This is a genomic window from Paracoccus benzoatiresistens (genome assembly GCF_026913015.1).
GTDB classification, from domain to species: Bacteria; Pseudomonadota; Alphaproteobacteria; order Rhodobacterales; family Rhodobacteraceae; genus Paracoccus; species Paracoccus benzoatiresistens.
This window is the reverse complement of record NZ_JAPTYD010000009.1, coordinates 51,269-75,507: the sequence shown is the minus strand read 5'-3', so window position 1 is coordinate 75,507 and position 24,239 is coordinate 51,269. Positions and strand designations below refer to the sequence as shown.

The following is a 24,239-nucleotide window of genomic DNA, read 5'->3' as shown; positions in this document are numbered from 1 at the left end:
TCAGTTCACCGCGGGCAGAGACGTCAACAACCCGATCAACATGGTGGCCAGAACAGCCCCTGTCACTGCGTCAAAGCGGTCCATGAAGCCGCCGTGGCCGGGGATCAGGTTCGAGCTGTCCTTGACCCCCGCGCGTCGCTTCAGCCAGCTTTCGGCGATGTCACCCATCTGCCCCGCAAAACAGACAATCGGCGAACACCAGATCAGCATGACATCGCCGCGTCCGACCCGCCACAGCACGATGCCCAGAAGAAGGGCGCCGATCCATCCGGCGATGGTGCCGGACCAGGTCTTCTTGGGACTGAGCGAGGGCCAGAACTTCGGCCCCCCGATCATGCGTCCGAAGAAATAGCCGGCCGTGTCGGACACGATCACGATGCCCATCAGCCACAGCACGAAGTTCAGGCCGTAAGACTCTCGGAAACCGACCAGGCCATAGGCCACCAGCATGATTGCAAGGCCGAAGATGGCATAGGTCCAGCGGTCGCGCGTCGCGGCGCCCGGGATGCCTGCGATCAGCGGAAACAGCAGCGCCAGGACGGCAATCGGGTGGCCGAACATCGTCGCCACGACCTGGGACATGAAAGCGATGACCGCCAGCGCAAAGGGTCGCCAGGCGCCGAAGATGCCGGGATGCAGCCGCGGGTTCTTCCAGCCGGTCATCGCCGCCAGTTCCCAGAAGGTGATGGCCGAGATCGCTGCCATCGCCAGCCGCAGCCAGACGCCCGTCGCCACCGCCAGCATGATGCCGATGCCAAACAGCACCAGCGTCGAGGCGACGCGGCGCGACAGGTCGGCCCATTTGCCCGGAGGAGGCTTTACCGCCTTGACGCGCCCGGCGGTCATACGCCCCCGAAACGACGATCACGCATCCCGAAGCGGTCAAGGATCCGCGCAAGATGGTCAGGGGTGAAATCCGGCCAGAGCGTCGGCGTGAATTCATATTCCGCATAGGCCGCCTGCCAGGGCAGGAAATTGGAAACCCGCGTCTCGCCCGAGGTGCGGATCACCAGGTCGGGATCGGGATGGCCGGCGGTATCCAGGCAGGCCGCAAGATCGGCCTCGCCCGGCACCGTGATCTCGCCGCGCGCGACTTTCTGCGCCATCCGGGCCGCTGCCCGGGCCAGTTCGTCCCGCCCGCCATAATTGATGGCGACAGTCAGGTTCAGTCGCGTATTGCCCGCCGTCCGCGCCTCGATCGAGGACATCAGCGCCTGCAGCTTGCCGTCCAGCCGTTCGCGCCCGCCGATGAAACGCAGCCGGACGCCCTCGGCGGCCATGCCCTCGGCCTCATACTGGATATAGCGGCGGAAGATCTTCATCAGGCCAAGGACTTCCTCGGTCGAGCGCTTCCAGTTCTCGGTCGAGAAGGCGTAAACGGTCAGCCAGTTCACGCCCAGGTCGGGACAGGCGCGCACGATCTGCTTGACGCGCTCTGCCCCCCGGCGGTGGCCGACAAGCCGCGGCCAGCCGCGTTCGACGGCCCAGCGGCCATTGCCGTCCATGATGATCGCGACATGACGAGGCCGCTGATCGACCCCGCCCGGTGTCAGCAGCGGTGCGGTTTCAGCGGCCATTCCTGTTCCTCAGACCTGCATGATTTCGGCTTGCTTGCCTTCCAACGCCTGATCGACATTCGCGATCATCTTGTCGGTCAGCTCTTGCACGGCGGTTTCCCAGAACTTCTGGTCATCCTCGGGCATGCCGTTGGCCTTGCCCTTCTTGATCTGGTCCATGCCGTCGCGGCGCACGTTGCGGATAGCGACGCGGGCGCTTTCGGCATACTGGGCGGCGACCTTTGTCAGCTCGCGGCGCCGCTCCTCGTTCAGTTCGGGGATCGGCAGCATGATGATCGTGCCGTTCGTCTGCGGATTGATGCCCAGGCCGGATTCGCGGATGGCCTTCTCGACCTTGCCGACCATCGACTTGTCCCAGATGTTGATCGTGACCATGCGCGGTTCGGGTACGTTGACGGTGCCCAGCTGGTTGATCGGCGTCATCTGGCCATAAGCCTCGACCTGCACGGGTTCCACCATGGATGCCGACGCGCGGCCCGTGCGCAGCGACGCGAATTCGTGGCGCAGGCTTTCCATCGCGCCCTTCATGCGCCGCTCCAGGTCGTCGATGTCGATTTCGATGTCCTCTGCCATCCGGGACTGCCCTTGTATTGAATTTTTTCCGCTTGTAGCCGCATTACAGGGGCTTGGCAAAGACTTTGCCCCGTTCGTGGGCAAGCCCTTGCCATTCCGCCGGCGGCCGCCACAGGGGCGGCAAACGGGGCCTAGTTATGCACCCGCGTATAGGTGCCGTTGCCCTCCAGGATCGTGCGGAAGCCGCCCGGCTCGTCCAGGGAAAAGACAATGATCGGCAGGCGGTTGTCCCGCGCCAGGGCGATGGCGGATGCGTCCATCACGCCCAGGTGCTTCTGCAGCACCTCGTCATAGCTGACCTCGCCATAGCGCTTGGCGTCGCCGTGCTTTTTCGGATCCTTGTCATAGACGCCGTCGACCTTGGTGCCCTTGAAGATCGCCTCGCAATTCATCTCGTTCGCGCGCAGCGTCGCGGCGGTGTCGGTGGTGAAATACGGGTTGCCGGTGCCCGCCGCGAAGATCACGATCCGCTTCTTTTCCAGGTGGCGGATGGCGCGGCGGCGGATATAGGGCTCGCAGACCTCGTCCATGCGGATGGCGCTGATCACGCGGCAATGCAGGCCCTTGGCCTCCAGCGCGGATTGCATGGCCAGCGCGTTCATGACCGTCGCCAGCATCCCCATGTAGTCGGCCGTGGTCCGCTCCATCCCCTGGGCGCTGCCTTGCAGACCCCGGAAGATGTTGCCGCCGCCGATGACCATGCAGACTTCGACCCCCATCTTCTGGACCGATTCGACTTCGTCCGCGATGCGGGCGACGGTGGGGGGATGCAGGCCATAGCCCTGGTCGCCCATCAACGCCTCGCCCGAGATTTTCAGCATCACCCTGCCGTAATGCGCGGGCGCCGCGCCCTGAAGATTGGTCATGTTCGTTCCCTTGTGCCAGCGCCGGTCGCTTTCATTGCGGCGCAAAATGTCGCAAAAGGCAGCCGTGTTCAACCGCCCGAAAGCCGCCCCGACGTGATCGACCTGGACCGGATAGACCCTGCGCGCCATCTGCTGATCGCGGGTCCGACGGCCAGCGGCAAGTCGGCGCTGGCGCTGGCTGTCGCGCGCGCCCAGGGCGGGCTGATCGTCAATGCCGATGCGTTGCAGATCTGGTCCTGCTGGCGGGTGCTGACCGCCCGCCCCTCGCCGGGGGACGAGGCCGCGGCACCCCATGCGCTCTACGGCCATGTCCCGCCTGGCGTGGCCTATTCGGTCGGCGACTGGCTGCGCGATGTGGCAGGGCTGCTGGACCGGCGGCTGATCATCGTGGGCGGGACCGGGCTTTACCTGACCGCCTTGACGCAGGGGCTGGCCTATGTTCCGCCGACCCCGCCCGCAATCAGATCCGAAGGGAATGCCCGGCTGGCCGCCGAGGGCGGGCTGGCGCTCATGGTGGCCGAACTTGACCCCGCCACCCGCGCCCGCATCGATCTGCTTAACCCTGCCCGCGTCCAGCGCGCGTGGGAGGTGCTGACCGCCACCGGGCGCGGGCTTTCCGACTGGCAGGCCGACACCCCGCCCCCGCTGATATCGCCTGCAGATGCGCAGCGCATTCTGGTCATGGCGGATCGCGACTGGCTGGCTGACCGAATCGCATCCCGCTTTCACGCGATGATGCGCCACGGCGCGCTGGAGGAGGTTCGCGCGATGCTGCCGTCCTGGGATCCCGCCCGGCAATGGGCGCGCGCCATCGGGGCGCCGGAACTGGTTTCCCATCTGCGGGGAGAGATCGACCTGCCGACCGCCACCGAGCGCGCGATCATCGCCAGCCGGCAGTATGCCAAGGCGCAACGCATCTGGTTCAGGGGCCGGATGAAGGACTGGCTGCCCGTTCAGGCGGATACGAAAGACGCAAACGGCAACTGATTGCACATCACCGGCGTTGTGTCACAGGTATTAATCGGCAATAATTCGCTTATTGTCTTTTTGGTCAGGCGAATCTCATGTCCGCATTCGAGCGTTCGTGGTGGAAAGACGGTTTTCCTTTCTCGGCCAGCCTGATCCGGGCAGGGCGACGCTTGCAGGCCGACGACATCAACGTGCCCTCGATCCTCGACGCGCCCCCGCCTTCATCTTTCCCGCCTGCGGTTTCGCCTGCGCCTGCCCAGGAAAGCCTCGTGCCCGCCGCCATGCGCCCTGCGCGGCAAGGAGGTCGCCCCATCGGCCGCCAGAACGGCCTGCGACTGCTGCCGCTGGAGGCCTTTGTCTGGGGCAGCCAGTCCAAACCGCCGCAGCCGCGCACCCGCCCGGATCACGTGCTGATCTGGGTGACCGAGGGGCACGTCCATCTGGACTTTCCCCGCGAACACCTGCGCCTGTGCGCGGGCGACTTGCGCTATATCCCGGCTGGGACGGCCTTCGCGGCGGCTGCGGCAGAAGGCACGCGCGGCCATGTCCTCCTGCTCTCGGCCCCGCTTGCCCTTCAGGCGGCGCCGCCCCTGCCCGACCGCGTCCTGGCCGCCCAGGTCGGCAGCCACGCCGCGCAACTGGAGGCCACGCTGCGCGAGATCGGGATCGAAACTCCGGACAGTGGCGCGGGAACGCTGTCCTGCCTGATGAACCTGCTGTCGCTGCGCCTGCGCCAGCTGGCCCCGGCCCGCGTGCAGGACGCGCCGGCACCCGGCCTGCCCGACCGGCCGCTTATCGAGCGCTTCATGGCCCTTGCCAGGGAAAGGCTTGGCGAAGCCCGCTCGGTGGCCGAACTGGCCGCCGAACTGGGCAGCACCACCCTGCTTCTGGACCACGCCTGCCTTGCCGCGCATGGCAAGCGCGCGGTGGAAATGATCCACGACCTCCGGCTGGAATGCGCGGCGCGGATGCTGCGCGAAACCGCCCGCCCCACGCAGCGCATCGCGGCAGAGCTTGGCTATTCCAGCCATGCCCATTTCACCCGAGCCTTTGTTTCTGCGACCGGACGCACGCCCGAGGCGTTTCGGGTTCAGTCCTGCTGATCGGGATCCGGCTGTCGGCCGCGAAAGCCGGTTGCGACCACGAATTTCTCGGACGAATCGCTGCGGCTGGCGGGCGGCTTGACGTTGGCAACCTTGTCGAAGTTGCGCTTCAGCATTGCCTGCATCTCGGTTTCCGCCCCGCCCGCCAAGACCTTGGCTACAAAAGTTCCACCAGGTTCGAGGACATCGAAGGCGAAAGTCGCCGCAGCCTCGACCAAAGCCACAATGCGCAGGTGGTCGGTGCCCTTGTGCCCCGAGGACGCGGCAGCCATGTCTGACATCACCACATCGGCAGGACCGCCGAGCCATTCCTTCACCTTCTCGTCGGCGCCTTCGGACAGGAAGTCCAGCTGATGGATCTCTGCGCCCGCGATGGGATCGACCTCCTGCAGATCGACGCCCAGGACCTTGCCGACGGCCTTGCCGCCCTTCTCGCCAAGCGCATTCACGCGTCGCACGGCCACCTGGCACCAGCCGCCAGGCGCGCAGCCCAGATCCACCACCCGCGCGCCAGGCACCAGGAAGCGATACTTGTCGTCCAACTCCAGGATCTTGTAGGCCGCGCGTCCGCGATAGCCCTCGCGCTTGGCACGGACCACATAGGGATCGTTCAACTGCCGCTCCAGCCAAAGCTTACTGGACAGCTTGCGTCCCTTGGCGGTCTTGACCCGCACGCGCAGGTCGCGTTGGCCGCGCCCGCTGGATTTGCCCGCGCGGCTTCCCGGCGCTTTCGTCATCATGCCACTCCGTTCAGTCCTTCCGAGGCCAGCACCCCATCGCGCACCATCTGGGCATAAAGCAACCCCTCGCGCAGGCCACGGTCGGCGACCGACAGCTTGCTGGTCGGCCAGATGCGCATCAGCGTCTGCAGGATCGCGGCGCCCGACATGATCAGCGCGTGCCGTTCCCGACCGATGCGCGGGTCGGCGCGGCGCCCGTCCGGGCCAAGCTGCAGATAGGAATGAATCACCCTGTCGATCTGGGTGCTGGTCATCTCCAGCCCGTCCACCTTGGTACGGTCATAGCGGCGCAGGCCCAGGAAGCTGGCCGCGACGGTCGTGACCGTCCCCGAGGTGCCGATGATCTGGAACCCCTCGTCGGGCGCGCCTTCGGCATAGGGGGTAAAGCCCGACAGCATTTCCTCGAAATACCAGCTCATCAGGGCAAAGCGGCCCTGGTCGTCCTCCACGTCCGCGAACTGATCGCGCAGGGTCGCCACGCCCAGAGGCACGCTGATCCAGTCCACCACCCGGGCTCCGCCGGGCTGCGGATTGCCGAAGCCGTCCGACAACCGCATGATCGCGCGGGGCCGTTCCTTGGGCTCCACATCCTCCAGGTCGATCCACACAAGCTCGGTCGATCCGCCGCCGATATCGACGACCATCAGCGTCTCGGTCTTGTGGCTGACCAGCGGCGCGCAGGAGATCACCGCCAGCCGGGCTTCCTCCTCGGCGCTGATGGTTTCGATCTGCAACCCCGTCTCGCGCCGGATCGTTCGCAACAGGTCCCGCCCGTTGCGCGCGCGGCGGCAGGCCTCGGTCGCGACCAGGCGCATGTTGCGCACGCGGTGCTGTTCCAGCTTGCGCCGGCAGACCTGCAATGCGTGAACCGTGCGCGCCATCGAGCTGCGGGACAGCCGTCCCGAAGCTTCCAGCCCCTGGCCAAGCTGCACCGGCTTGGAGAAGCTGTCGATGACCTGGAACTGACTGCCCTTCGGTCGGGCAATCAGCATCCGGCACGAATTAGTGCCAAGGTCGAGGGCAGCATAAAGCGCCCCCTCCTCGGGTTGGCGGGTGGCGGACGGCTCTACCGCAATTTTCGGGAACGCGTCCGCACCCGCAGGACGCTTGGGCGCCATGTCAACACGCCCTCCGATATCAAGTTAGGGCAAACGTAGCCTGCGCCCCCCGGCCATTCAAGAGGCGCCAAATGGGTCATTGCCGGACGCGGGCCAGTCGGTTGATAACGGTGCCAAGTTTAGCCTCAGGATGCCATGCCGATTACCCTGCTGACCGGACCCGTCGCCCCCCTTGCCGGGACCCAATCCAAAAGCGCCATTGCCAAGGCACCCGTCGCGGGTCCCCAGTCGCTTGGGGCCGAGGGTTTCGAGCACGATGCGCAGGCTGACCGGCGCGTCCACGGGGGGCCGGAAAAAGCGGTCCACCATTATCCCTTCGACCACTACGCTGCGTGGCGTGCCGATCTTGGTGCCCTGCCGCTGCTGGACGCGCCGGGCGCGTTTGGCGAGAACATCTCGACCCTCGGCCCGACCGAAGCGAGCGTCGCCGTGGGCGACATCTTCCGTGTGGGCGGCGCGCTGGTCCAGGTCTCGCAAGGACGCCAGCCCTGCTGGAAGCTGAACCATCGCTTCGGCGTGCCGGACATGGCGCGACGGGTGCAGGACACGGGCCGGACGGGGTGGTATTACCGCGTTCTGCAGCCCGGCACCGTCTCGCCAGGGGACGAGTTGCAGTTGATTGACCGGTTGGCGCCCGACTGGACGCTGGGGCGGCTGTGGCGCGCCATGTATGTGGACCGCCTGAACCGAGCCGAGCTGGAGGCCATCGCCGCCCTTGACGTGCTGGCCGAAGGCTGGCGGCGTCATGCGCAAAGACGCCTCGACAGTGGCCGGGTCGAGGACTGGCGTCCCCGGCTGGAGGGCACGGCATGAAGCCCCCTCTGGTGATTTCCATCCAAAGCCAGGTCGTCCACGGCCATGTCGGCAATTCCGCCGCCGTCTTTCCCATGCAGGCCGCCGGGCTGGAGGTCGCGGCCATTCCCACGGTGATCTTCTCGAATACGCCCGACTATCCCACCCTGCGCGGGGCGCCCCTGCCGCCGGCCCTGTTCGCCGACCTGCTGCTGGGCGCTGACGAACGCGGCCTGCCGCAGCGCGCGACCTGGCTGATGACCGGCTATATCGGCTCGGTCGAGGTCGGGCGGCTGGTCGCGGAATTTGTCGCGCGCTGCAAGGCGGCCAATCCGGGCCTGCGCTATCTGTGCGATCCGGTGATGGGCGATCACGGGCCGGGCCTTTATGTGCCCGCCGAACTGGCCGGGATCATGCGCGACCGGCTGCTTCCTCTGGCAGACCTGGCGACGCCCAACTCCTTTGAACTGGGCCATCTGACCGGCCGCGTGATCACAGGCATGACCGACCTGCAAGCCGCCGCTGCCGATCTGCGCATGGCGCCGGGCGCCACCCTGGTCGCCACCGGCTGCGTGCTGGACGACAGCCCCGCCGACCATCTGGAAAGCGTGATCCTGGGACCCGGGGGGGCCAGTCGCCACCCGACGCGCCGCCTGCCCGTGGCCATGCCCGGCACCGGCGATCTGTTCTCGGGGCTGATCGTGGCCAGCCTTGGCAAGGGCCGCAGCCTGCCCCAGGCGGTCGAGATGGCGCAGGACCTGACCTCGGCGGCGCTGGCCCATGCGGACCGGATCGGCGCGAACGAAGTGGTTCTGTCCGAACCCGGCTTTCGCGCCGCCCTGCTGGCCCTGTAACCCACTGGAGGAGATGATGGAGATTGGCAGCGACCTGCCCCCTGCCGTCGCAGACCGCGTCCGCGACAGCTTTGCCCGCCAGGGGCTGATGAGCCTGCTGGGCGCGGAACTGGCGGATGTGAAGGCGGGGATGGTGACGATCCGCCTGCCCTTCCGGCCGGAACTGACGCAGCAGCACGGCTATTTTCACGCCGGCGGCACGGCATCCATCGCGGATTCGGCGGGCGGCTATGCGGGGTTCACGCTGTTTCCCGAGGACAGTTCGGTCCTGACGGTCGAATTCAAGCTGAACCTGATCAACCCCGCGCAGGGCGACTGGCTGGAATCCCAGGGCCGCGTCGTCAAGCCGGGCCGCACGCTGACCATCTGCCAGCTTGATGTCTGGGGCGTCGCCCCCGGCAAGCGCACCCATGTCGCGACAGGGTTGCAGACGCTGATCCGCGTGCAGGGCAGGCCCGCATGACGGTGCCGTGACAACCCCTTTCCGTTAGCGTAAACAGCCCGCAATCATGGACTTGCGGAAGGATTGCATCATGGCACAGGCTCGGATCGGGCTGATCGGCTTGGGGACGATGGGGGCGGCGCTGGCGCTGAACATCGCCGAGAAGGGGTTTCCCATCGCGGTCTGGAACCGCACGACCGAGGTGACGCGGGCCTTCGCGGCGGGTGCCGGTGATCTGGCCCCCGCAATCGTCCCCACCGAGTCGCTGGCCGACCTGGTCGCGGCCATTGCCCCGCCGCGCGCGATCATCCTGATGGTGCCTGCAGGCAAGCCGGTGGACGACCAACTTGCGGCGCTTGCGCCCCTGCTGGATGCCGATGACCTGGTGATCGATGCGGGCAACGCCGATTTCCACGACACCAACCGCCGCAATGCCGCAGGGCTGCCCTTCCGCTTCCTGGGCATGGGCGTCTCGGGCGGCGAGGAAGGCGCGCGCCACGGCCCCGCCATCATGGGCGGGGGCGATGCCGCCGACTGGGCGCGCGTGGCCGATGTGATGACCGCCATTGCCGCGCGGGCCGAGGATGGCACCCCCTGCGCCGCCCGGATGGGCGATGCGGGCGCGGGGCATTTCGTGAAGATGGTCCATAACGGCATAGAATATGCCGACATGCAGATGATCGCAGAGATCTACGGCCTGCTGCGCGATGGCATGGGCCGGAACGCCGCGGCGATCTCGGACATCTTCGCGCGCTGGAACACGGGCGTGCTGCAATCCTACCTGATCGAGATTTCGGCCAAGGTCACCGCCGCCACCGATCCCCATACCGGCAAGCCGCTGGTGGATGTGATCCTGGACCGCGCCGGCCAGAAGGGCACGGGCCGCTGGACCGCCATCGAGGCGCAGCACCTGTCCGCACCGATCCCGGTCATCGAAGCCGCGGTGATGGCGCGCAACGTCTCGGCCCGGCTGGACGAACGCCTTGCCGGTCAGGCGCGGTTCGGCGCGGCGCCACAGGCCTGCCCGCTGTCGCCCGAGGTGCTGGAACAGGCGCTGATCGCGGGAAAGATCCTCTGCTATGCGCAGGGCTTCGCGATGATCTCGGCCGCGTCCGATCGATTCGGCTGGACGCTGGACCTGCCCGGGATCGCCCGGGTCTGGCGCGCGGGCTGTATCATCCGGTCCGCCATGCTGAACGACATGGCCGCCGCCCTGGCCCAGGATCCGAGCCGCAACCTGATCATGGCCCCCTTCTTTGCCGGCCTCATCGAATCTGCCATCCCTTGTCTGCGGCAGGTAGTGTCGCAAGGCGCAGAGGCAGGGCACGCGCTGCCTGCGCTGGCGTCCGGTCTGATGTGGTTCGACCTGATGCGCACGGCTCGCGGCACCGCGAACCTGATCCAGGCGCAGCGCGATTTCTTCGGAGCGCACGGCTTCCAGCGCATCGACGGGCTGGACGAACCGCACGGACCCTGGGGCAAGCTCGCCTGACGGTCTTGCAGGCGGCAAATCCCACGCCTATATTCCATCCTGTCCGGGGCAACCCGGACTATGGACATAAACGCGCATGGAATAAGCGGATCGGACCCGGGGGCGGTACCCGGCGACTCCACCAGATCACCCTCGTTGGGGGGCCTTGGGGTCGAAACAGGATCGACGAACGTCTAAAGATGTTTGCTTTGTCTCGGTGAGCTACCACCGTTATCGGTGCAAAATGTACAGTTGCCAACGACAACCGTGCTCCGGTCGCTCTGGCTGCGTAAGCAGCTCGGGTAACCGAAAACTAAGTCCTTCCGCCTAGCAGCGTAAGGCGGGGCCCGCAGGAGCCTGGCAACAGAATCCTGCACTTCCAATCTCCTGCCCGACATACCCGCCCAAGCACCCTCTTGACTGTGCGTCATGGCGTTGCGGGTTTCTTGCCCAAGCGTAACCCGCCCCCCTTTTCAATACCCGACATATCCCTATGCTGGCCCGGAATTCGAAAGGGACCGGCATGGCGCGATCGGGAATTGACTACGGCGGAATGATGCATCGCGCGATGCAGGGGCTGATCGCGGACGTGCTGGAACGCGTCGCGGAACATGGCCTGCCGGGCGACCACCACTTCTTCATCACCTTCGACACGCGCGACGAGGGGGTCGAGATGGCCGACTGGCTGCGCGAGCGTTACCCCGAAGAGATGACCATCGTCATCCAGCACTGGTTCGACAACCTGACCGTGGACGACGAGGGATTCACCGTCACCCTGAACTTCGGCAACTCGCCCGAACCGCTGCGCATTCCCTTTGACGCGCTGCGCACCTTTGTCGATCCGTCCGTGGAATTCGGCCTGCGCTTCGAGACACAGGAAGCCACGGAAGACGAGGAGGACGAAGACGCCGAGGGCGAGGACGGCGACGACAGCCCCGACGGCCCCCCGAGCGGCGGTGGCGAGGTTGTGCAGCTGGATCGCTGGCGCAAGTAACGGCAAGGGGCGCCGAAGCGCCCCCGACCTACACCATCATTTCCTTCGTGGCGGTCAGCCGCAGATCGGGATGATCGCGCTGCACGCGATCGATGTCCCATTGCAGCCGCGTCAGATAGACCATGTCGCCGTCGTGGTCCTGGGCGATATGGCCCTTGTTGATGTTGACGAAGGCCTCGACCTTGTCCCTGGGCCCTGCCACCCAGCGGGCACTGGTGAACTGAGAGCTCTCGAAGCGGACCGGAATGCCGTATTCGATCTCGATGCGGCTTGCCAGGACCTCGAACTGCAGGGCACCGACGACGCCGACGATGAAGCCCGACCCAATCATCGGCTTGAAGACCTTGGCCGCGCCTTCCTCGGCGAATTGCATCAGCGCCTTTTCCAGATGCTTGGCCTTCATCGGATCCGTCGCACGCACCGATTGCAGCAGTTCCGGCGCGAAGGACGGGATGCCGGTGAAGCGCAGCGCCTCGCCCTCGGTCAGGGCATCGCCGATGCGAAGCTGGCCGTGGTTCGGGATGCCGATGATGTCGCCCGCCCAGGCCTCGTCCGCGAGTTCCCTGTCGGCAGCCAGGAACAGCACAGGGTTCGTCACCGCCATCGGCTTTTTCGACCGCACATGGGTCAGCTTCATGCCGCGTTCGAAATGGCCTGACGCCAGGCGCACGAAGGCCACGCGGTCGCGGTGCTTCGGATCCATGTTGGCCTGCACCTTGAAAACAAAGCCGGTCACGGGCTTTTCTTCGGGCGCGATCTCGCGCTCCGCGCTGTTCTGCGGCTGCGGCGCGGGGCCATAGGCGCTGATCCCCTTCATCAGTTCCCGCACGCCGAAGCTGTTGATCGCGCTGCCGAACCAGATCGGCGTCATGTGTCCTTCCAGGAAAGACTTGCGGTCGAAGGCGGGCAGCAGTTCGCGCGCCATCTCAACTTCCTCGCGCAGCTTGGACAGCAGGTCGGCGGGGACGTGGTCGGCCAGACGGGGATCGTCCAGCCCCTCCATCTTGACCGATTCCGCGACCTTGTTGCGGTCGGCGCGGTCCATCAGCTCCAGCCGGTCGTGCAGCATGTCGTAGCAGCCGATGAAGTCGCGGCCGACCCCGATGGGCCAGGACGCGGGTGCCACGTCGATCGCCAGGTTTTCCTGGATCTCGTCGATGATCTCGAAGGTGTCGCGGGATTCGCGGTCCATCTTGTTGCAGAAGGTCAGGATCGGCAGGTCGCGCAGACGGCAGACCTCGAACAGTTTGCGGGTCTGCGATTCGACCCCCTTCGCCCCGTCGATCACCATGATCGCCGCGTCCACGGCGGTCAGCGTGCGATAGGTATCCTCGGAAAAGTCGCTGTGGCCCGGGGTATCGACCAGGTTGAAGCGATAGCCGTCGAAGTCGAAGGACATCGCGGATGCGCTGACCGAAATCCCCCGCTCCTGCTCCATCTTCATGAAGTCCGACCGCGTCCGCCGCGCCTCGCCCTTGGCGCGCACCTGCCCCGCCATCTGGATCGCGCCGCCGTAGAGCAGGAACTTTTCGGTCAGCGTGGTCTTGCCCGCGTCGGGATGCGAGATGATCGCGAATGTCCGGCGGCGGGCGATTTCGGGCGGAAGATCGGGGCGATTTGTCATGGGGCGGCCTGTAGCCTGCGGATCGGAAATACGCAATTGCCACAAGGCATGTCGCATTTCGGAACGGTGGAGGATGGTGCTGCGAGAGAGGATTGAACTCTCGACCTCACCCTTACCAAGGGTGTGCTCTACCACTGAGCTACCGCAGCGCCGTGAGGGGGCGTTTAGACAAAGCGGATGGCTCGCGCAAGGGGGATCGGCAGAAAAATCACGGGGTGCCTCGGACCCGGCCTTTGCGCGGGCTTTGCTGGACTGTTGCTGCTGCCGACGCTAACAGGTGCGCATGAGCGATCGCCCGGACGACAAGAAGAAGCAGGAAACACGCGAGGACCGGCTGCGCGCCGCCTTGCGCGCCAATCTGCAGCGCCGCAAGGCGCAGGCGCGCGCACGCGCGGCCGATCCCGACGACGGGCAGCAGGACAGCGACACAGGCAAGGACGACAGCTAGATGGACCAGATCATCGTTCGCGGGAACGGCCCGCTTCAGGGCGAAATCCCGATTGCGGGGGCCAAGAACGCCTGCCTGACGCTGATGCCCGCGACGCTGCTGACAGACCAGCCGCTGACGCTGACCAATGCGCCGCGCCTGTCCGACATCCGCACCATGACCGCCCTGCTGCAAAGCCTGGGCGCCGAAGTGGCATCCCTCCAGGACGGCCAGGTGCTGGCGCTGTCCAGCCATGCGCTGACCAGCCACCGCGCGGATTACGACATCGTGCGCAAGATGCGCGCCTCGATCCTGGTGCTGGGGCCGATGCTGGCGCGCGATGGCCGGGCCGAGGTCTCGCTGCCCGGCGGCTGCGCCATCGGCGCGCGTCCGGTGGACCTGCACCTCAAGGCGCTGGAGGCCATGGGCGCGGAACTGGACCTGCGCGACGGCTATGTCCACGCCAAGGCGCCCGCCGGCGGCCTGCGCGGGGCGGTCGTGGATTTCCCGCTGGTTTCGGTCGGCGCGACAGAGAATGCGCTGATGGCCGCGACCCTGGCCCGCGGAACCACGGTCCTGAAGAATGCCGCGCGCGAGCCCGAGATCGTCGATCTGGCCCGCTGCCTCCGCGCCATGGGCGCCCGGATCGAGGGAGAGGGCACCGGCACCATCACCATCGAGGGTGTCGATGCGCTTCACGGCGCCACCCATCCGGTGGTCACCGATCGGATCGAGCTTGGAACCTACATGCTGGCGCCCGCCATCTGCGGGGGCGAGGTGGAATGCCTGGGCGGCAGGATCGAGCTTTTGTCGGCCTTTTGCGAAAAGCTGGACGAAGCCGGCATCAGCGTCACGGAAACCGCGCGCGGGCTGAAGGTCAGCCGCAAGAACGGCGGCATCCGCGCCGTGAACGTCACGACCCAGCCTTTCCCCGGCTTCCCCACTGACCTGCAGGCGCAGTTCATGGCGCTGATGTGCGTCGCCGAAGGCACCAGCGTGCTGGAGGAGACGATCTTCGAGAATCGCTTCATGCACGCCCCCGAACTGACCCGCATGGGCGCCCGGATCGAGGTCCATGGCGGCCATGCAACCGTGAAGGGGGTTGACGGGTTGCGCGGGGCTCCGGTGATGGCCACCGACCTGCGCGCCTCGGTCAGCCTGATCCTTGCCGGACTTGCGGCCGAGGGCTCGACCACCGTCAGCCGGGTTTATCACCTGGACCGCGGCTACGAGCATGTGGTCCGCAAGCTGCGGGGCGTCGGCGCCCATATCGAACGCGTGAAAGAGGAGTAAGCCATGCCCCCCGATCCCCGGACTGTCGATGCCCGCTTCGCCGATGCCGATCCCGCCCCCCTGGCGCTGATGGCCGAGGACGAACAGGATCTGCGCATCCTGTCGGCTCTGCTGCAGGACGCGGTCCTGCCCGCGTCCGAGATGTCCTATGACCATCGCGGCCGCACGCTGGCCCTGCTGGTCAACCGCTTCCGCTGGGAGGATGCCGAACAGGCCGCGGCCGAGGGGCGCGATTTCGAACGCGTCCGGTCGGTCCTGCTGATCCGCGACGTGATGCGGGTGCTGTCCGACGGCATCAGTCGCGACGCGGACACGGTGCTGGAACTGCTGGCGATGGTCTGGCAACCCGGCCCGGACGGCACCGGGCGGCTGCTTCTGGAATTCGCGGGCGACGGGACGCTGGCTGCCGAACTGGAATGCATCAACATCGACCTGCGCGACGTGACGCGGCCCTATCGCGCCGTATCCGGAAAGGTGCCCGCCCATCCCGAATAGGCCCGGCTTGAGGCCGGGCCCCGCAGCCGCTAACAAGATGTCACACGGGGGTCTTTTCCCCGGTTGCAGGAACAGATCATGCCGGTCACGCTGAACACATCCGAGCCCGACTTCGAGGCGCGCTTCATCGACATGCTGTCGGCCAAGCGCGAGGATTCGGCCGATGTGAACGATGCCGTCGCCGGCATCATCGCCCAGGTGCGCAAGCGCGGGGACGCGGCCCTGTGCGAGTTGACCAGCCGCTTCGACCGGCTGGACCTGACCCCCGGCACGCTGCGCTTCTCGGCCCGGGAAATCGCGGCGCATGTCGCCAAGGTTTCGACCGAGGATCGCGCGGCGCTGACACTGGCCGCCGAACGCATCCGAGCTTATCACGAACGCCAGATGCCCGAGGACGCCAGCTGGACCGATGCGCAGGGCGCCACCCTGGGCTGGCGCTGGAGTCCGGTTTCGGCGGCGGGGCTTTACGTGCCGGGCGGCCAGGCGGCCTATCCCTCGTCCGTCCTGATGAACGCGATCCCGGCGCGCGTGGCGGGGGTCGAGCGGCTGGTGATCTGCGTGCCCACGCCCAATGGCCATGTCAACCCGCTGGTCCTGCTGGCCGCGCAACTGTCGGGCGTGGACGAGATCTATCGCATCGGCGGCGCGCAGGCGGTGGCGGCGATGGCCTATGGCACCGACACCATCGCGCCGGTTGACAAGATCACCGGGCCGGGCAACGCCTATGTCGCGGCGGCCAAGCGGCAGGTCTTCGGGCGCGTCGGCATCGACATGATCGCCGGCCCGTCCGAGGTTCTGGTCATAGCCGAGGGCGACCAGAATCCCGACTGGCTCGCGCTCGACCTGCTGGCGCAGGCGGAACACGATGCGGATGCCCAGTCGATCCTGATCACCACCGATCCCGTCCTTGGCCACGCGGTCGCGGGCGCCGTGGACCGGATTCTGCCCACCCTGCCCCGCGCGCAGATCGCGGGCGCCAGTTGGCGGGACTATGGCACCATCATCATCGTCCGCGACCTGGACGAGGCGGCCGCCCTGTCGAACCGCATCGCGCCCGAGCATCTGGAACTGTGCGTGGACGACCCCGAGGCCCTGGCCGCGAAATGCGTCCACGCCGGCGCGATCTTCCTGGGAGGCTTCACGCCCGAGGCCGTCGGCGACTATGTCAGCGGCCCCAACCACGTCCTGCCGACGGCGCGCTCGGCCCGGTTCTCGTCCGGGCTGTCCGTGCTGGATTTCCTCAAGCGCACCACCCTTGCGCGGCTGACGCCCGGCGCGCTGAATGCCGTCGGCCACGCCGCCATGCGGCTGGCCGCCGCCGAAGGCCTGCAGGCCCATGGCGAATCCATCCGCGCGCGGCTGGAGCTGCTGAACGAAAGGGCGGGCGAATGACACGGATCATCCAGATCCGGATCGACGATTCGCATGCCCCGCCCGCCAGCCCGGAAATGGAGCAGGAACGCAGGGTGGCGATCTTCGACCTGATCGAGGACAACAGCTTCACCATCCCGGGCCGCGATGGCCAGCCCGCGCCCCAGGGGCCGTTCAAGCTGGTTCTGTGCGTCCGCGAACGCCGCCTGGTCTTCGACGTGGCTGCCGAACAGGGCGAAAAAGTGGCCGAATTCCACCTGTCGCTTGGCCCGTTCCGGCAGGTGACAAAGGACTATTTCCAGATCTGCCAAAGCTATTTCGATGCCGTCAAGCGCCTGCCACCCGCCCAGATCGAGGCCATCGACATGGCCCGGCGCGGCATCCACAACGAAGGCGCCCGGACGCTGGTGGAACGGCTGGAAGGCAAGGCCGAACTGGACATCGACACCGCCCGGCGCCTGTTCACCCTGATCTGCGCCTTGGTGCCCCAAGGCTGACGATGGCCCAGAACACGATCCCCGCCTCGGTCCTGTTCTGTTGTGATCACAACTCCATCCGCTCGCCCATTGCCGAAGGCATGATGAAGAAGTTCTATGGCCGGGCGGCCTATGTCCAGTCGGCGGGCGTCAAGAACGACATGGAGGTGGACGGCTTCGCCATCGCCGTTTGCGACGAGATCGGCGTCAGGATCGAGAACCATCGCAGCCGCAGCTTCGAGGAGATGATGGACTGGGGCGATGACCTTGGGGGCTTCGACCTGATCGTGGCGCTGTCCCCCGCCAGCCAGCGGCAAGCGCTGGAACTGACGCGGGTGTATCATCTGGACGTGGAATACTGGCCGATCATGGATCCTGCTGGCCTGGCCGAGGGGCGCGAGGCCAAGCTTGCCGCCTATCGCCAGACGCGCGACCAGATCCAGTCGCGCATGATCGAACGCTTTGGTCCGCCAGTCGTCAAGGACGACTAGGCCGCGCGGCCTGCGCTTCGCGCTTCGTCGGCCAGAAGCCACAGCGATGCCGCGATGATCAGGCCCGATCCGATCCACATGCTGCCCGGCGGCACGAAGCCGAAGGCAAGGATGCCAAGGCCCACGTTGAAGGGCAGCTTCACATGGTCGAAGGGTTGCAGGAAGGCCGCGTCCGCGATGGCATAGGCCCGCGCCAGCGCATATTGCGCCAAGGCCGTCAGCAGCCCCGCAACCGCCAACGCCAGAATGGCATTTACGCTGTTGATGGCCAGCCCGCCGGCATCCGGCAGCAGCGCCAGCGCAAAGTTCAGCGGCGTCAGCAGCGCCAGAAGATACAGGGTCAGCGTGGCAGGCGTCTCGGTCGCGGTCATCTGCTTGGTCATCAGCGACGCCGCGGCCCACAGGGCGGCCGCGCCGACGGGGGCCAGCGTCCAGGCTGTGAAGGCATCGGACCAGGGCGCCAGGATCACCGTGCCGCCCGCGAAGCCGACCAGCACCGCGAGCCAGCGGGCCGCCGTCACCTGTTCGCGCAGCAGCAGTGCCGCACCGATCGTCACGAAAAAGGGCGACAGCATGATCAGCGAGATCGCCTGCCAGATCGGCACATGCGCCAAGCCAAAGCCCCATAACTGCACGCCACCGACGCCAAAGGCCACGCGCAGCACATGAGCGGGCAGACGGCGCGTGGCGAAAGCCGACAACCCTACCGCCTGCCACGGCAGCAGCGCCAGCAGCGCGATGCCGTATTGCCAGAAGGTCGCCGTCGGCGCCGCGACGCCCAGCGTCATGGTCGCGTATTGCAGCATCGTGTTGACGCCGGCGAACATCGCCCCTGCGGCAACCATCAGCAATGCCCCGCGACCGGCGGATGCGATGGCAAGATCAGGCTTCATGCGCCACCCTTCGACACGAAAAAAAACCGCGCCATCCGGTTACGGGCGGCGCGGCAGTTTGGCAATGCTGACGGGTAGGGATCAGCGACGCCAGTTCGCGGGCACATCCCAGACGGGACGCGCGATCTCGTCTGCGACCTGCTCTCGGGTCAGGCCGATGTCTCGCAACTGCTCGTCGCTCAGATGCGACAGGTCCTGGCGAGAGCGGCGGACGCTCAGCATGGTCAGAATTCGCTTACCCATCGACGGGCGCGTGGAAAGGCCGTGCCCGGCAAGGACATGAAGCGACGAGGTCTTGGTAGCCATCGTTCATCTCCGGTGATTAAAAGCATCACACCGCGTGATGCTTAAGGGTCGTATTGATTTCCGTTCTTGATAGATAGGCGGACCTGATGTATTTTTGAAACGAATGTTTTTGATCCCTCCCATCAGGAATGTTGAACCATGCGCAACCTGGATATTGGCACCCTGCGGTCGCTTCAGGCGGTGGCTGAATACGGCGCCGTCACCCGCGCGGCCGAGGCGCTGAACATGACGCAAAGCGCGCTGTCGATGCAGATGAAGCGGCTGGAGGATCTGTTCGGCGAGGCGATGCTGCAAAAGCAGGGCCGCGGCGTGGTGCTGACCGATTTCGCCCTGGAACTGCTGATCGAGGCGCGCAAGCTGGTGGCGCTGAACGACGCCATCGTGTCGCGCTTCACCGGCCAGCGGCCCGAGGCCCGGCTGCGTGTCGGCCTGACCAGCGACTGGCTGTTCATGAAGGTGGCCCAAGCCGTGCGCGCCTTCCGGCAGGACAACCCGCGGGTCGAGCTGATCATCAACGACGGCCGCAGCAAGGACCTGCGCCAGCAGATGAAGCGCGGCGAGCATGACGTGATCCTGACCACGGAGTTCGAGACGCCTCCGGGCGCGGTCCATCTGGCCAAGGTTGATCTTGCCTGGTTCGGCGCCGTCGGGGGCACCGCCTGGACGCAGCGCCCGCTGCCCTTGGCGAACTCGCCGCATTGCGCCTATTACCCGGTGGGGCTGACGGCGCTGGAACGCGCCGGGATCGAGTGGGTGCAGGCCGTGGCCGATGGCGGCAGCGACACCTGGCGGGTCAGCGCCGTGGCCGATCTGGGGATCACCATCCTGCCGCGCGGCATCGCGCAGGCGGGGCTGGAGCCGGTGGAGCATGGCGGCGCCCTGCCGCCCCTGCCGCCCACCTGGCTGAACGTCTATGTGGCCGATGGTCCCGCCCGGCGCGAGGCCGCGGATTTCGCGGGCTATCTTCGCCGCGCCGTCTGCGAGGTCGCCGCGATGGCCGCATGATCCCGCCTGCATCCTTGCGGCAGATTGACAGCCCGCGCCGTCCACTGCACTTAGGCAGCGGCACAGCGGAGTGGACGATGACCCGGATCGACGATACCTTTCAGCGCCTTCAGGCCCAAGGGCGCAAGGCCTTCGTGACTTACATCATGGCCTCGGATCCCGATGACGCCACCACGCTGGAAATCATGCGCGGCCTGCCCGAAGCCGGGGTGGACATCATCGAATTGGGAATGCCCTTCACCGATCCGATGGCCGATGGCCCCACGATCCAGGCCGCAGGCCAGCGCGCGCTTGCCGCAGGCGGCAGCGTGACCCGCACCTTGGGCATCCTGCGCGCGTTCCGCAAATCCGACAACACGACGCCAGTGGTGCTGATGGGCTACTACAACCCGATCTATGCCCGCGCCGGCGGGGTGGATGGGTTCCTGGCCGACGCCAAGGAAGCAGGCGTGGACGGCCTGATCGTCGTGGACCTGCCCCCCGAGGAGGACGAGGAGCTGTGCATTCCCGCCACGCGCGCGGGCCTGAACTTCATCCGCCTTGCCACGCCGACGACGGATGACCGCCGCCTGCCGGCCGTGGTCAGGAACACATCGGGCTTTGTCTATTACGTCAGCGTCACCGGCATCACCGGCGGCCCCGCCGCCAATGCCGCCGAGGTTGCCCCCGAGGTCGCGCGCATCCGCGCCGCCGCCAAGCTGCCGGTGATCGTGGGCTTCGGCGTTTCCTCGCCCGATGCGGCGGAACAGATCGCCAGCGTCGCGGATGGCTGCGTCGTGGGCAGCGCCATCGTCAAGAAGATCGGCGAGGGCCGCCCGGTGGCCGAGGTGCTGGACTTCGTGCGCGACCTGGCCGCCGGCGCGCATCGCGGCTGATGATCCGGCTTCGCGACGCGGCGCCGGAGGACGTTCCCGCCATTGCGGCGATCTGGAACCCGATCATCCGGGATACGGTCATCACCTTCTGGCCGACCGAACGCAGCGATGCCGAAATCGCCACGCTGATCCGCGACCGGCAGGCCGCGGGCCATCCCTTCATCGTCGCCGAAGACGCGGGCGTGGTGCTGGGCTTTGCAACCTACAGCCAGTTCCGCCATGGTGGCGGCTATGCGCGCAGCATGGAACACACCATCTACCTGGCGCCCGGGGCGCGCGGCACCGGCACTGGCCGCCTGCTGCTGGAGGGCCTGGAAGATCGCGCCCGCGCCGCCGGACACCGGCTTTTGATCGGGGGCGTGACGGCGTCGAACGAAGAGTCGCTGCGGTTCCACCTGCGGGCGGGTTATGCCGAATGGGGACGGATTCCCTGCGCTGGCTGGAAATTCGGCAGCTTCCACGACCTGGTGCTGATGGGCAAGGATCTTTCGGCCGGGAACTAGGGGTGCGACACCCTGCCCCTACACTTGCCCGCCATTACCCGCTAACCTGCGACCATGGACATGCGCGCGACCGATACCCCCTGCCCCAGCCTGCCGAAGCCCCGCAGCTTCTGGCAGCGCATCGGCGACCGGCTGGCCGCGCTTCTGGGCAGCGCGCGCGCCGCGATCCCGCCCGAACGGTCCGTCGCCTTCACCATCGCCGTGATCGCCCTTGGGGCGAAGCTGGCGAAATCCGACGGCGCCGTGGCCCGGTCCGAGGTCGCGGCCTTCCGCCGCGTCTTCATCATCCCGCGCGCTGAGGAAAAGAACGCCGCCCGCGTCTTCGACCTGGCGCGGCAGGACGTGGCGGGCTTCGACGCCTGGGCGCGCCGCATCGCCGCCATGTTCCCGGCCGGGGACCCGGTGCTGGCCGACGTGATCGAGGGGTTGTGCATCATCGCCGTGGCCGATGGCGGGATGCACGAGAATGAAATCCTGTTCATCGACGAGGTCGGCCGCATCTTCGGCCTGCCCGCCGAACGCACCGCCGCCATCCGCCTGCGCCATGACCGCCAGACCGGCTGCCCGCCCTGCGACGTGCTGGGCATCCCGATCGACACCCCCTTGCCCGAGGCGCGCAAGCGGTTCCGGTCGCTGATCCTGGAAGCCCATCCAGACCGCGCCATCGCCCGCGGCCTTCCGCCCGAGGCCGTGCGCCTGGCCGAGGCCCGCACCCGCCGCCTGAACGAGGCCTGGGACAAGTTCCGCCAGATGCGCCGAGGCACCGTCCCCGAGCCTGCCGAATAGGCTGCCCTTGCCGCGCCGGGTGCCAGCGACTAGGTTCGGCATGACCCTTTGACGGACCCTACGATGCCCCAAGACGCCGCGCCGACTTATCAGGTCCTGGCCCGAAAATACCGGCCCGAGACCTTTGCCGACCTGGTCGGTCAGGACGCGATGGTGCGCACCCTGAAGAACGCCTTTGCCGCCGACCGCATCGCGCAGGCCTTCGTGATGACCGGCATCCGCGGCACCGGCAAGACCACGACGGCGCGGATCATCGCCAAGGGCATGAACTGCATCGGCCCCGACGGCCAGGGCGGGCCGACCACCGAACCCTGCGGCACCTGCGAGCATTGCGTGGCGATCAGCGAGGGCCGCCATGTCGATGTGCTGGAAATGGACGCCGCATCGCGCACCGGCGTGAACGACATCCGCGAGATCATTGAAAGCGTGCATTACCGGGCGGCCTCGGCGCGCTACAAGATCTACATCATCGACGAAGTCCACATGCTGTCCACCAGCGCCTTCAACGCGCTGCTGAAGACGCTGGAGGAACCGCCCCCGCATGTGAAGTTCATCTTCGCCACGACCGAAATCCGCAAGGTTCCCGTCACGGTCCTGTCGCGCTGCCAGCGCTTCGACCTGCGCCGGATCGAGCCCGAGGTGATGATCGCGCTGTTGCGCCGCATTGCGACTGCAGAAGGCGCGCAGATCACCGACGACGCCTTGGCGCTGATCACCCGCGCGGCGGAAGGATCCGCCCGCGACGCGACCAGCCTGCTGGACCAGGCGATCAGCCACGGCGCGGGCGAAACGACCGCCGAACAGGTCCGCGCCATGCTGGGCCTTGCCGACCGGGGCCGCGTCATCGATTTGTTCGAGATGATCCTGCGCGGCGATGCCGCATCCGCCCTGACCGAGCTGCAATCGCAATATGCCGATGGCGCCGATCCCGTGGCCGTGCTGCGCGACCTGGCGGAAATCACGCACTGGATTTCCGTCGTGAAGATCACGCCGGATGCGGGCGACGATCCGACGATTGCGCCGGACGAACGGGTGCGCGGCAAGGAACTGGCCGACCGGCTGGCGATGCGGGTGCTGACCCGGCTGTGGCAGATGCTGCTCAAGGCACTGGAGGAGGTCTCGGCCGCGCCGAACGCCATGATGGCGGCCGAAATGGCGGTCATCCGCCTGACCCATGTGGCCGACCTTCCCGACCCCGAGGCGCTGATCCGACGCGTCCAGCAGGCGCAGGCGGCGGGCGACTTTGCGCGCGCAGGCGCGCCTGCGGCGCCCTCACAGGCGCCGCGCGCCGTCCGTCCCGCGCCGGTCATCGCGCAGCGGTCGGGCGCCGCGACCGCGCTGGCTGTCAGCCCGGATGCCTTCGCGGCCTGGCCGGACTTCGCTTCGGTCCTGGAACTGATCCGCCGGATGGGCGACATGCTGCTGCTGGTGCAGGTCGAAAAGCATGTGGGGCTTGTCCGCTACAGCCCCGGCCGGATCGAATTCGAGCCGAAGGGCAACGCCCCTCGCGATCTGGCGCAAAAGCTGGCCGAACGACTGCGCGGATGGACCGGTGGGCAACGCTGGGCGGTCACGGTCACCAATGAGGGCGGCGCGCCGACCATTGCCGAACAGCAGGCGGCCGAGCAGCGCAAGCGAGAGGAACGCGCCCTGCAACTGCCGATCGTGCAGCAGGTTCTGGCGACCTTTCCCGGCGCCACGCTGAAGCGCGTGACCCGCGCTGCGCCCGATGCGCAGGTCGAGGATGTGGCCGAGGGCGCCACGAACCCGCACGAACTGACCCAGGGCCCGGTGGCCGAGGTCGAGGAATGGGACCCCTTCGAGGATGAGGACTGAACAATGATCAAGGGTTTGGGCGGCTTTGGCGACATGGCCAAGATGATGAAGGCTGCCAAGGACATGCAGGAACGGATGGGCCAGATGCAGGCCAGCCTGGACACGATCACCGTGACCGGCGAATCCGGCGCGGGCCTGGTCAAGGCGACCGCCACCGCCAAGGGAGAGCTGACCGCGCTGGAGATCGATCCGTCGATCTTCGTGCCCTCGGAAAAGGAAGTGGTCGAGGATCTGATCCTGGCCGCGATCAAGGACGCGCAGCGCAAGGCGCAGGAAAAGATGCAGTCCGAAATGGCCCGCATCACCCAGGAACTGGGCCTGCCCGCCGACATGAAGCTGCCCTTCTGAATGGCGGCCCG

At 67.0% G+C, this 24,239-nt stretch carries 28 protein-coding genes, 1 tRNA gene and 1 other RNA gene; 20 read left to right on the top strand and 10 right to left on the bottom strand.

Annotated features, from left to right (window positions below; all coding sequences use genetic code 11):
- The 4 genes from OU682_RS09155 to pyrH form a co-directional block, all read right to left on the bottom strand.
- Complete coding sequence (locus OU682_RS09155; RefSeq protein ID WP_268941779.1) at positions 1–846, bottom strand: phosphatidate cytidylyltransferase; 846 nt, start codon at positions 844–846, stop codon at positions 1–3.
- Positions 843–1,577, bottom strand: a complete 735-nt coding sequence (gene uppS, locus OU682_RS09150) for a polyprenyl diphosphate synthase (RefSeq protein ID WP_268941778.1) — start codon at positions 1,575–1,577, stop codon at positions 843–845. Before uppS ends, OU682_RS09155 begins: the two co-directional genes overlap by 4 nt.
- A gap of 9 nt (positions 1,578–1,586) precedes the next feature.
- The gene (frr, locus tag OU682_RS09145) at positions 1,587–2,150 is read right to left on the bottom strand and encodes a ribosome recycling factor (protein ID WP_268941776.1); all 564 of its coding nucleotides are present in this window, start codon (positions 2,148–2,150) and stop codon (positions 1,587–1,589) included.
- A gap of 131 nt (positions 2,151–2,281) precedes the next feature.
- Positions 2,282–3,016 (bottom strand): UMP kinase, encoded by a 735-nt coding sequence (pyrH, locus tag OU682_RS09140; RefSeq protein ID WP_268941774.1) that lies wholly within the window; start codon positions 3,014–3,016, stop codon positions 2,282–2,284.
- Between the two features lie 93 nt (positions 3,017–3,109).
- Here pyrH and miaA point away from each other — a divergent pair, with 93 nt between their 5' ends.
- Positions 3,110–4,003 (top strand): tRNA (adenosine(37)-N6)-dimethylallyltransferase MiaA, encoded by an 894-nt coding sequence (gene miaA, locus OU682_RS09135; RefSeq protein WP_268941773.1) that lies wholly within the window; start codon positions 3,110–3,112, stop codon positions 4,001–4,003.
- 77 nt (positions 4,004–4,080) lie between these two features.
- Positions 4,081–5,088, top strand: coding sequence for a helix-turn-helix domain-containing protein (locus OU682_RS09130; protein ID WP_268941772.1), 1,008 nt, complete (start codon positions 4,081–4,083; stop codon positions 5,086–5,088).
- Here the strand turns inward: OU682_RS09130 and OU682_RS09125 are convergent.
- Complete coding sequence (locus tag OU682_RS09125; RefSeq protein WP_268941771.1) at positions 5,076–5,825, bottom strand: RlmE family RNA methyltransferase; 750 nt, start codon at positions 5,823–5,825, stop codon at positions 5,076–5,078. The two genes, OU682_RS09130 and OU682_RS09125, sit on opposite strands and share 13 nt — an antisense overlap.
- Positions 5,825–6,946: a Ppx/GppA phosphatase family protein gene (locus tag OU682_RS09120; protein ID WP_268941770.1), complete on the bottom strand. Its 1,122-nt coding sequence runs from the start codon at positions 6,944–6,946 to the stop codon at positions 5,825–5,827. The genes OU682_RS09125 and OU682_RS09120 overlap by 1 nt, the downstream gene beginning before the upstream one ends.
- Positions 6,947–7,081: 135 nt before the next feature.
- Between OU682_RS09120 and OU682_RS09115 the strand changes: the two genes are divergently transcribed.
- The 6 genes from OU682_RS09115 to OU682_RS09090 all read left to right on the top strand — a co-directional run bounded on the left by OU682_RS09115 (position 7,082) and on the right by OU682_RS09090 (position 11,499).
- A complete protein-coding gene (locus OU682_RS09115) occupies positions 7,082–7,759 on the top strand; it encodes an MOSC domain-containing protein (RefSeq protein WP_268941769.1) in 678 nt (225 codons plus the stop codon).
- Positions 7,756–8,592 carry a pyridoxal kinase gene (pdxY, locus tag OU682_RS09110; RefSeq protein ID WP_268941768.1) on the top strand — a complete coding sequence of 279 codons (837 nt, stop codon included), beginning with the start codon at positions 7,756–7,758 and terminating at the stop codon, positions 8,590–8,592. The genes OU682_RS09115 and pdxY overlap by 4 nt, the downstream gene beginning before the upstream one ends.
- Positions 8,593–8,608: 16 nt before the next feature.
- On the top strand, positions 8,609–9,055 hold the full coding sequence (locus OU682_RS09105; protein ID WP_268941767.1) for a PaaI family thioesterase: 447 nt from the start codon (positions 8,609–8,611) through the stop codon (positions 9,053–9,055).
- Positions 9,056–9,125: 70 nt separating this feature from the next.
- Positions 9,126–10,526: an NADP-dependent phosphogluconate dehydrogenase gene (gene gnd, locus OU682_RS09100; protein WP_268941766.1), complete on the top strand. Its 1,401-nt coding sequence runs from the start codon at positions 9,126–9,128 to the stop codon at positions 10,524–10,526.
- A gap of 1 nt (position 10,527) precedes the next feature.
- Positions 10,528–10,883, top strand: a transfer-messenger RNA (tmRNA) gene (gene ssrA / locus OU682_RS09095).
- Between the two features lie 145 nt (positions 10,884–11,028).
- A complete protein-coding gene (locus OU682_RS09090; RefSeq protein WP_268941765.1) occupies positions 11,029–11,499 on the top strand; it encodes an SspB family protein in 471 nt (156 codons plus the stop codon).
- A gap of 28 nt (positions 11,500–11,527) precedes the next feature.
- Here OU682_RS09090 and OU682_RS09085 read toward each other — a convergent pair whose 3' ends face one another.
- Both OU682_RS09085 and OU682_RS09080 read right to left on the bottom strand, forming a co-directional pair.
- A complete protein-coding gene (locus OU682_RS09085) occupies positions 11,528–13,123 on the bottom strand; it encodes a peptide chain release factor 3 (RefSeq protein ID WP_268941764.1) in 1,596 nt (531 codons plus the stop codon).
- A 74-nt stretch (positions 13,124–13,197) separates the two neighbouring features.
- A tRNA-Thr gene (locus OU682_RS09080) sits at positions 13,198–13,272 on the bottom strand.
- A 134-nt stretch (positions 13,273–13,406) separates the two neighbouring features.
- Here OU682_RS09080 and OU682_RS09075 point away from each other — a divergent pair.
- The 6 genes from OU682_RS09075 to OU682_RS09050 all read left to right on the top strand — a co-directional run bounded on the left by OU682_RS09075 (position 13,407) and on the right by OU682_RS09050 (position 17,676).
- Complete coding sequence (locus tag OU682_RS09075) at positions 13,407–13,571, top strand: hypothetical protein (protein WP_268941763.1); 165 nt, start codon at positions 13,407–13,409, stop codon at positions 13,569–13,571.
- On the top strand, positions 13,572–14,843 hold the full coding sequence (gene murA, locus OU682_RS09070; RefSeq protein WP_268941762.1) for a UDP-N-acetylglucosamine 1-carboxyvinyltransferase: 1,272 nt from the start codon (positions 13,572–13,574) through the stop codon (positions 14,841–14,843).
- Positions 14,844–14,846: 3 nt separating this feature from the next.
- Positions 14,847–15,338: a DUF2948 family protein gene (locus OU682_RS09065; protein ID WP_268941761.1), complete on the top strand. Its 492-nt coding sequence runs from the start codon at positions 14,847–14,849 to the stop codon at positions 15,336–15,338.
- A 78-nt stretch (positions 15,339–15,416) separates the two neighbouring features.
- Complete coding sequence (gene hisD / locus OU682_RS09060) at positions 15,417–16,730, top strand: histidinol dehydrogenase (RefSeq protein ID WP_268941760.1); 1,314 nt, start codon at positions 15,417–15,419, stop codon at positions 16,728–16,730.
- Entirely contained in the window at positions 16,727–17,206 is a 480-nt protein-coding gene (locus tag OU682_RS09055; RefSeq protein WP_268941759.1) for a UPF0262 family protein, read from the top strand. The genes hisD and OU682_RS09055 overlap by 4 nt, the downstream gene beginning before the upstream one ends.
- A 2-nt stretch (positions 17,207–17,208) precedes the next feature.
- A complete protein-coding gene (locus tag OU682_RS09050; RefSeq protein ID WP_268941758.1) occupies positions 17,209–17,676 on the top strand; it encodes an arsenate-mycothiol transferase ArsC in 468 nt (155 codons plus the stop codon).
- Here OU682_RS09050 and OU682_RS09045 read toward each other — a convergent pair.
- Positions 17,673–18,569, bottom strand: a complete 897-nt coding sequence (locus OU682_RS09045; protein ID WP_268941757.1) for a DMT family transporter — start codon at positions 18,567–18,569, stop codon at positions 17,673–17,675. The two genes, OU682_RS09050 and OU682_RS09045, sit on opposite strands and share 4 nt — an antisense overlap.
- Positions 18,570–18,650: 81 nt before the next feature.
- Positions 18,651–18,875, bottom strand: coding sequence for a DUF1127 domain-containing protein (locus tag OU682_RS09040; protein WP_268941756.1), 225 nt, complete (start codon positions 18,873–18,875; stop codon positions 18,651–18,653).
- A 138-nt stretch (positions 18,876–19,013) separates the two neighbouring features.
- Between OU682_RS09040 and OU682_RS09035 the strand changes: the two genes are divergently transcribed.
- The 6 genes from OU682_RS09035 (at position 19,014) to OU682_RS09010 (ending at position 24,228) form a co-directional block, all read left to right on the top strand.
- Entirely contained in the window at positions 19,014–19,880 is an 867-nt protein-coding gene (locus OU682_RS09035) for a LysR family transcriptional regulator (protein ID WP_268941755.1), read from the top strand.
- 77 nt (positions 19,881–19,957) lie between these two features.
- A complete protein-coding gene (trpA, locus tag OU682_RS09030; RefSeq protein WP_268941754.1) occupies positions 19,958–20,755 on the top strand; it encodes a tryptophan synthase subunit alpha in 798 nt (265 codons plus the stop codon).
- Positions 20,755–21,258 (top strand): GNAT family N-acetyltransferase, encoded by a 504-nt coding sequence (locus OU682_RS09025; protein ID WP_268941753.1) that lies wholly within the window; start codon positions 20,755–20,757, stop codon positions 21,256–21,258. The genes trpA and OU682_RS09025 overlap by 1 nt, the downstream gene beginning before the upstream one ends.
- Before the next feature lie 60 nt (positions 21,259–21,318).
- A complete protein-coding gene (locus tag OU682_RS09020) occupies positions 21,319–22,044 on the top strand; it encodes a molecular chaperone DjiA (RefSeq protein WP_268941752.1) in 726 nt (241 codons plus the stop codon).
- A 63-nt stretch (positions 22,045–22,107) separates the two neighbouring features.
- Positions 22,108–23,880, top strand: coding sequence for a DNA polymerase III subunit gamma/tau (locus OU682_RS09015; RefSeq protein WP_268941751.1), 1,773 nt, complete (start codon positions 22,108–22,110; stop codon positions 23,878–23,880).
- A gap of 3 nt (positions 23,881–23,883) precedes the next feature.
- Positions 23,884–24,228, top strand: coding sequence for a YbaB/EbfC family nucleoid-associated protein (locus OU682_RS09010; protein WP_268941750.1), 345 nt, complete (start codon positions 23,884–23,886; stop codon positions 24,226–24,228).
- The last annotated feature ends 11 nt before the right edge of the window (positions 24,229–24,239 follow it).

Bases quoted from the DNA above. Each gene is read 5' to 3' on its own strand.
- OU682_RS09155 (WP_268941779.1), bottom strand. From the start codon at position 846: ATGACCGCCGGGCGCGTCAAGGCGGTAAAGCCTCCTCCGGGCAAATGG.
- uppS (WP_268941778.1), bottom strand. From the start codon at position 1,577: ATGGCCGCTGAAACCGCACCGCTGCTGACACCGGGCGGGGTCGATCAG.
- frr (WP_268941776.1), bottom strand. From the start codon at position 2,150: ATGGCAGAGGACATCGAAATCGACATCGACGACCTGGAGCGGCGCATG.
- pyrH (WP_268941774.1), bottom strand. From the start codon at position 3,016: ATGACCAATCTTCAGGGCGCGGCGCCCGCGCATTACGGCAGGGTGATG.
- OU682_RS09130 (WP_268941772.1), top strand. From the start codon at position 4,081: ATGTCCGCATTCGAGCGTTCGTGGTGGAAAGACGGTTTTCCTTTCTCG.
- OU682_RS09125 (WP_268941771.1), bottom strand. From the start codon at position 5,825: ATGACGAAAGCGCCGGGAAGCCGCGCGGGCAAATCCAGCGGGCGCGGC.
- OU682_RS09120 (WP_268941770.1), bottom strand. From the start codon at position 6,946: ATGGCGCCCAAGCGTCCTGCGGGTGCGGACGCGTTCCCGAAAATTGCG.
- OU682_RS09115 (WP_268941769.1), top strand. From the start codon at position 7,082: ATGCCGATTACCCTGCTGACCGGACCCGTCGCCCCCCTTGCCGGGACC.
- pdxY (WP_268941768.1), top strand. From the start codon at position 7,756: ATGAAGCCCCCTCTGGTGATTTCCATCCAAAGCCAGGTCGTCCACGGC.
- OU682_RS09105 (WP_268941767.1), top strand. From the start codon at position 8,609: ATGGAGATTGGCAGCGACCTGCCCCCTGCCGTCGCAGACCGCGTCCGC.
- gnd (WP_268941766.1), top strand. From the start codon at position 9,126: ATGGCACAGGCTCGGATCGGGCTGATCGGCTTGGGGACGATGGGGGCG.
- OU682_RS09090 (WP_268941765.1), top strand. From the start codon at position 11,029: ATGGCGCGATCGGGAATTGACTACGGCGGAATGATGCATCGCGCGATG.
- OU682_RS09085 (WP_268941764.1), bottom strand. From the start codon at position 13,123: ATGACAAATCGCCCCGATCTTCCGCCCGAAATCGCCCGCCGCCGGACA.
- OU682_RS09075 (WP_268941763.1), top strand. From the start codon at position 13,407: ATGAGCGATCGCCCGGACGACAAGAAGAAGCAGGAAACACGCGAGGAC.
- murA (WP_268941762.1), top strand. From the start codon at position 13,572: ATGGACCAGATCATCGTTCGCGGGAACGGCCCGCTTCAGGGCGAAATC.
- OU682_RS09065 (WP_268941761.1), top strand. From the start codon at position 14,847: ATGCCCCCCGATCCCCGGACTGTCGATGCCCGCTTCGCCGATGCCGAT.
- hisD (WP_268941760.1), top strand. From the start codon at position 15,417: ATGCCGGTCACGCTGAACACATCCGAGCCCGACTTCGAGGCGCGCTTC.
- OU682_RS09055 (WP_268941759.1), top strand. From the start codon at position 16,727: ATGACACGGATCATCCAGATCCGGATCGACGATTCGCATGCCCCGCCC.
- OU682_RS09050 (WP_268941758.1), top strand. From the start codon at position 17,209: ATGGCCCAGAACACGATCCCCGCCTCGGTCCTGTTCTGTTGTGATCAC.
- OU682_RS09045 (WP_268941757.1), bottom strand. From the start codon at position 18,569: ATGAAGCCTGATCTTGCCATCGCATCCGCCGGTCGCGGGGCATTGCTG.
- OU682_RS09040 (WP_268941756.1), bottom strand. From the start codon at position 18,875: ATGGCTACCAAGACCTCGTCGCTTCATGTCCTTGCCGGGCACGGCCTT.
- OU682_RS09035 (WP_268941755.1), top strand. From the start codon at position 19,014: ATGCGCAACCTGGATATTGGCACCCTGCGGTCGCTTCAGGCGGTGGCT.
- trpA (WP_268941754.1), top strand. From the start codon at position 19,958: ATGACCCGGATCGACGATACCTTTCAGCGCCTTCAGGCCCAAGGGCGC.
- OU682_RS09025 (WP_268941753.1), top strand. From the start codon at position 20,755: ATGATCCGGCTTCGCGACGCGGCGCCGGAGGACGTTCCCGCCATTGCG.
- OU682_RS09020 (WP_268941752.1), top strand. From the start codon at position 21,319: ATGCGCGCGACCGATACCCCCTGCCCCAGCCTGCCGAAGCCCCGCAGC.
- OU682_RS09015 (WP_268941751.1), top strand. From the start codon at position 22,108: ATGCCCCAAGACGCCGCGCCGACTTATCAGGTCCTGGCCCGAAAATAC.
- OU682_RS09010 (WP_268941750.1), top strand. From the start codon at position 23,884: ATGATCAAGGGTTTGGGCGGCTTTGGCGACATGGCCAAGATGATGAAG.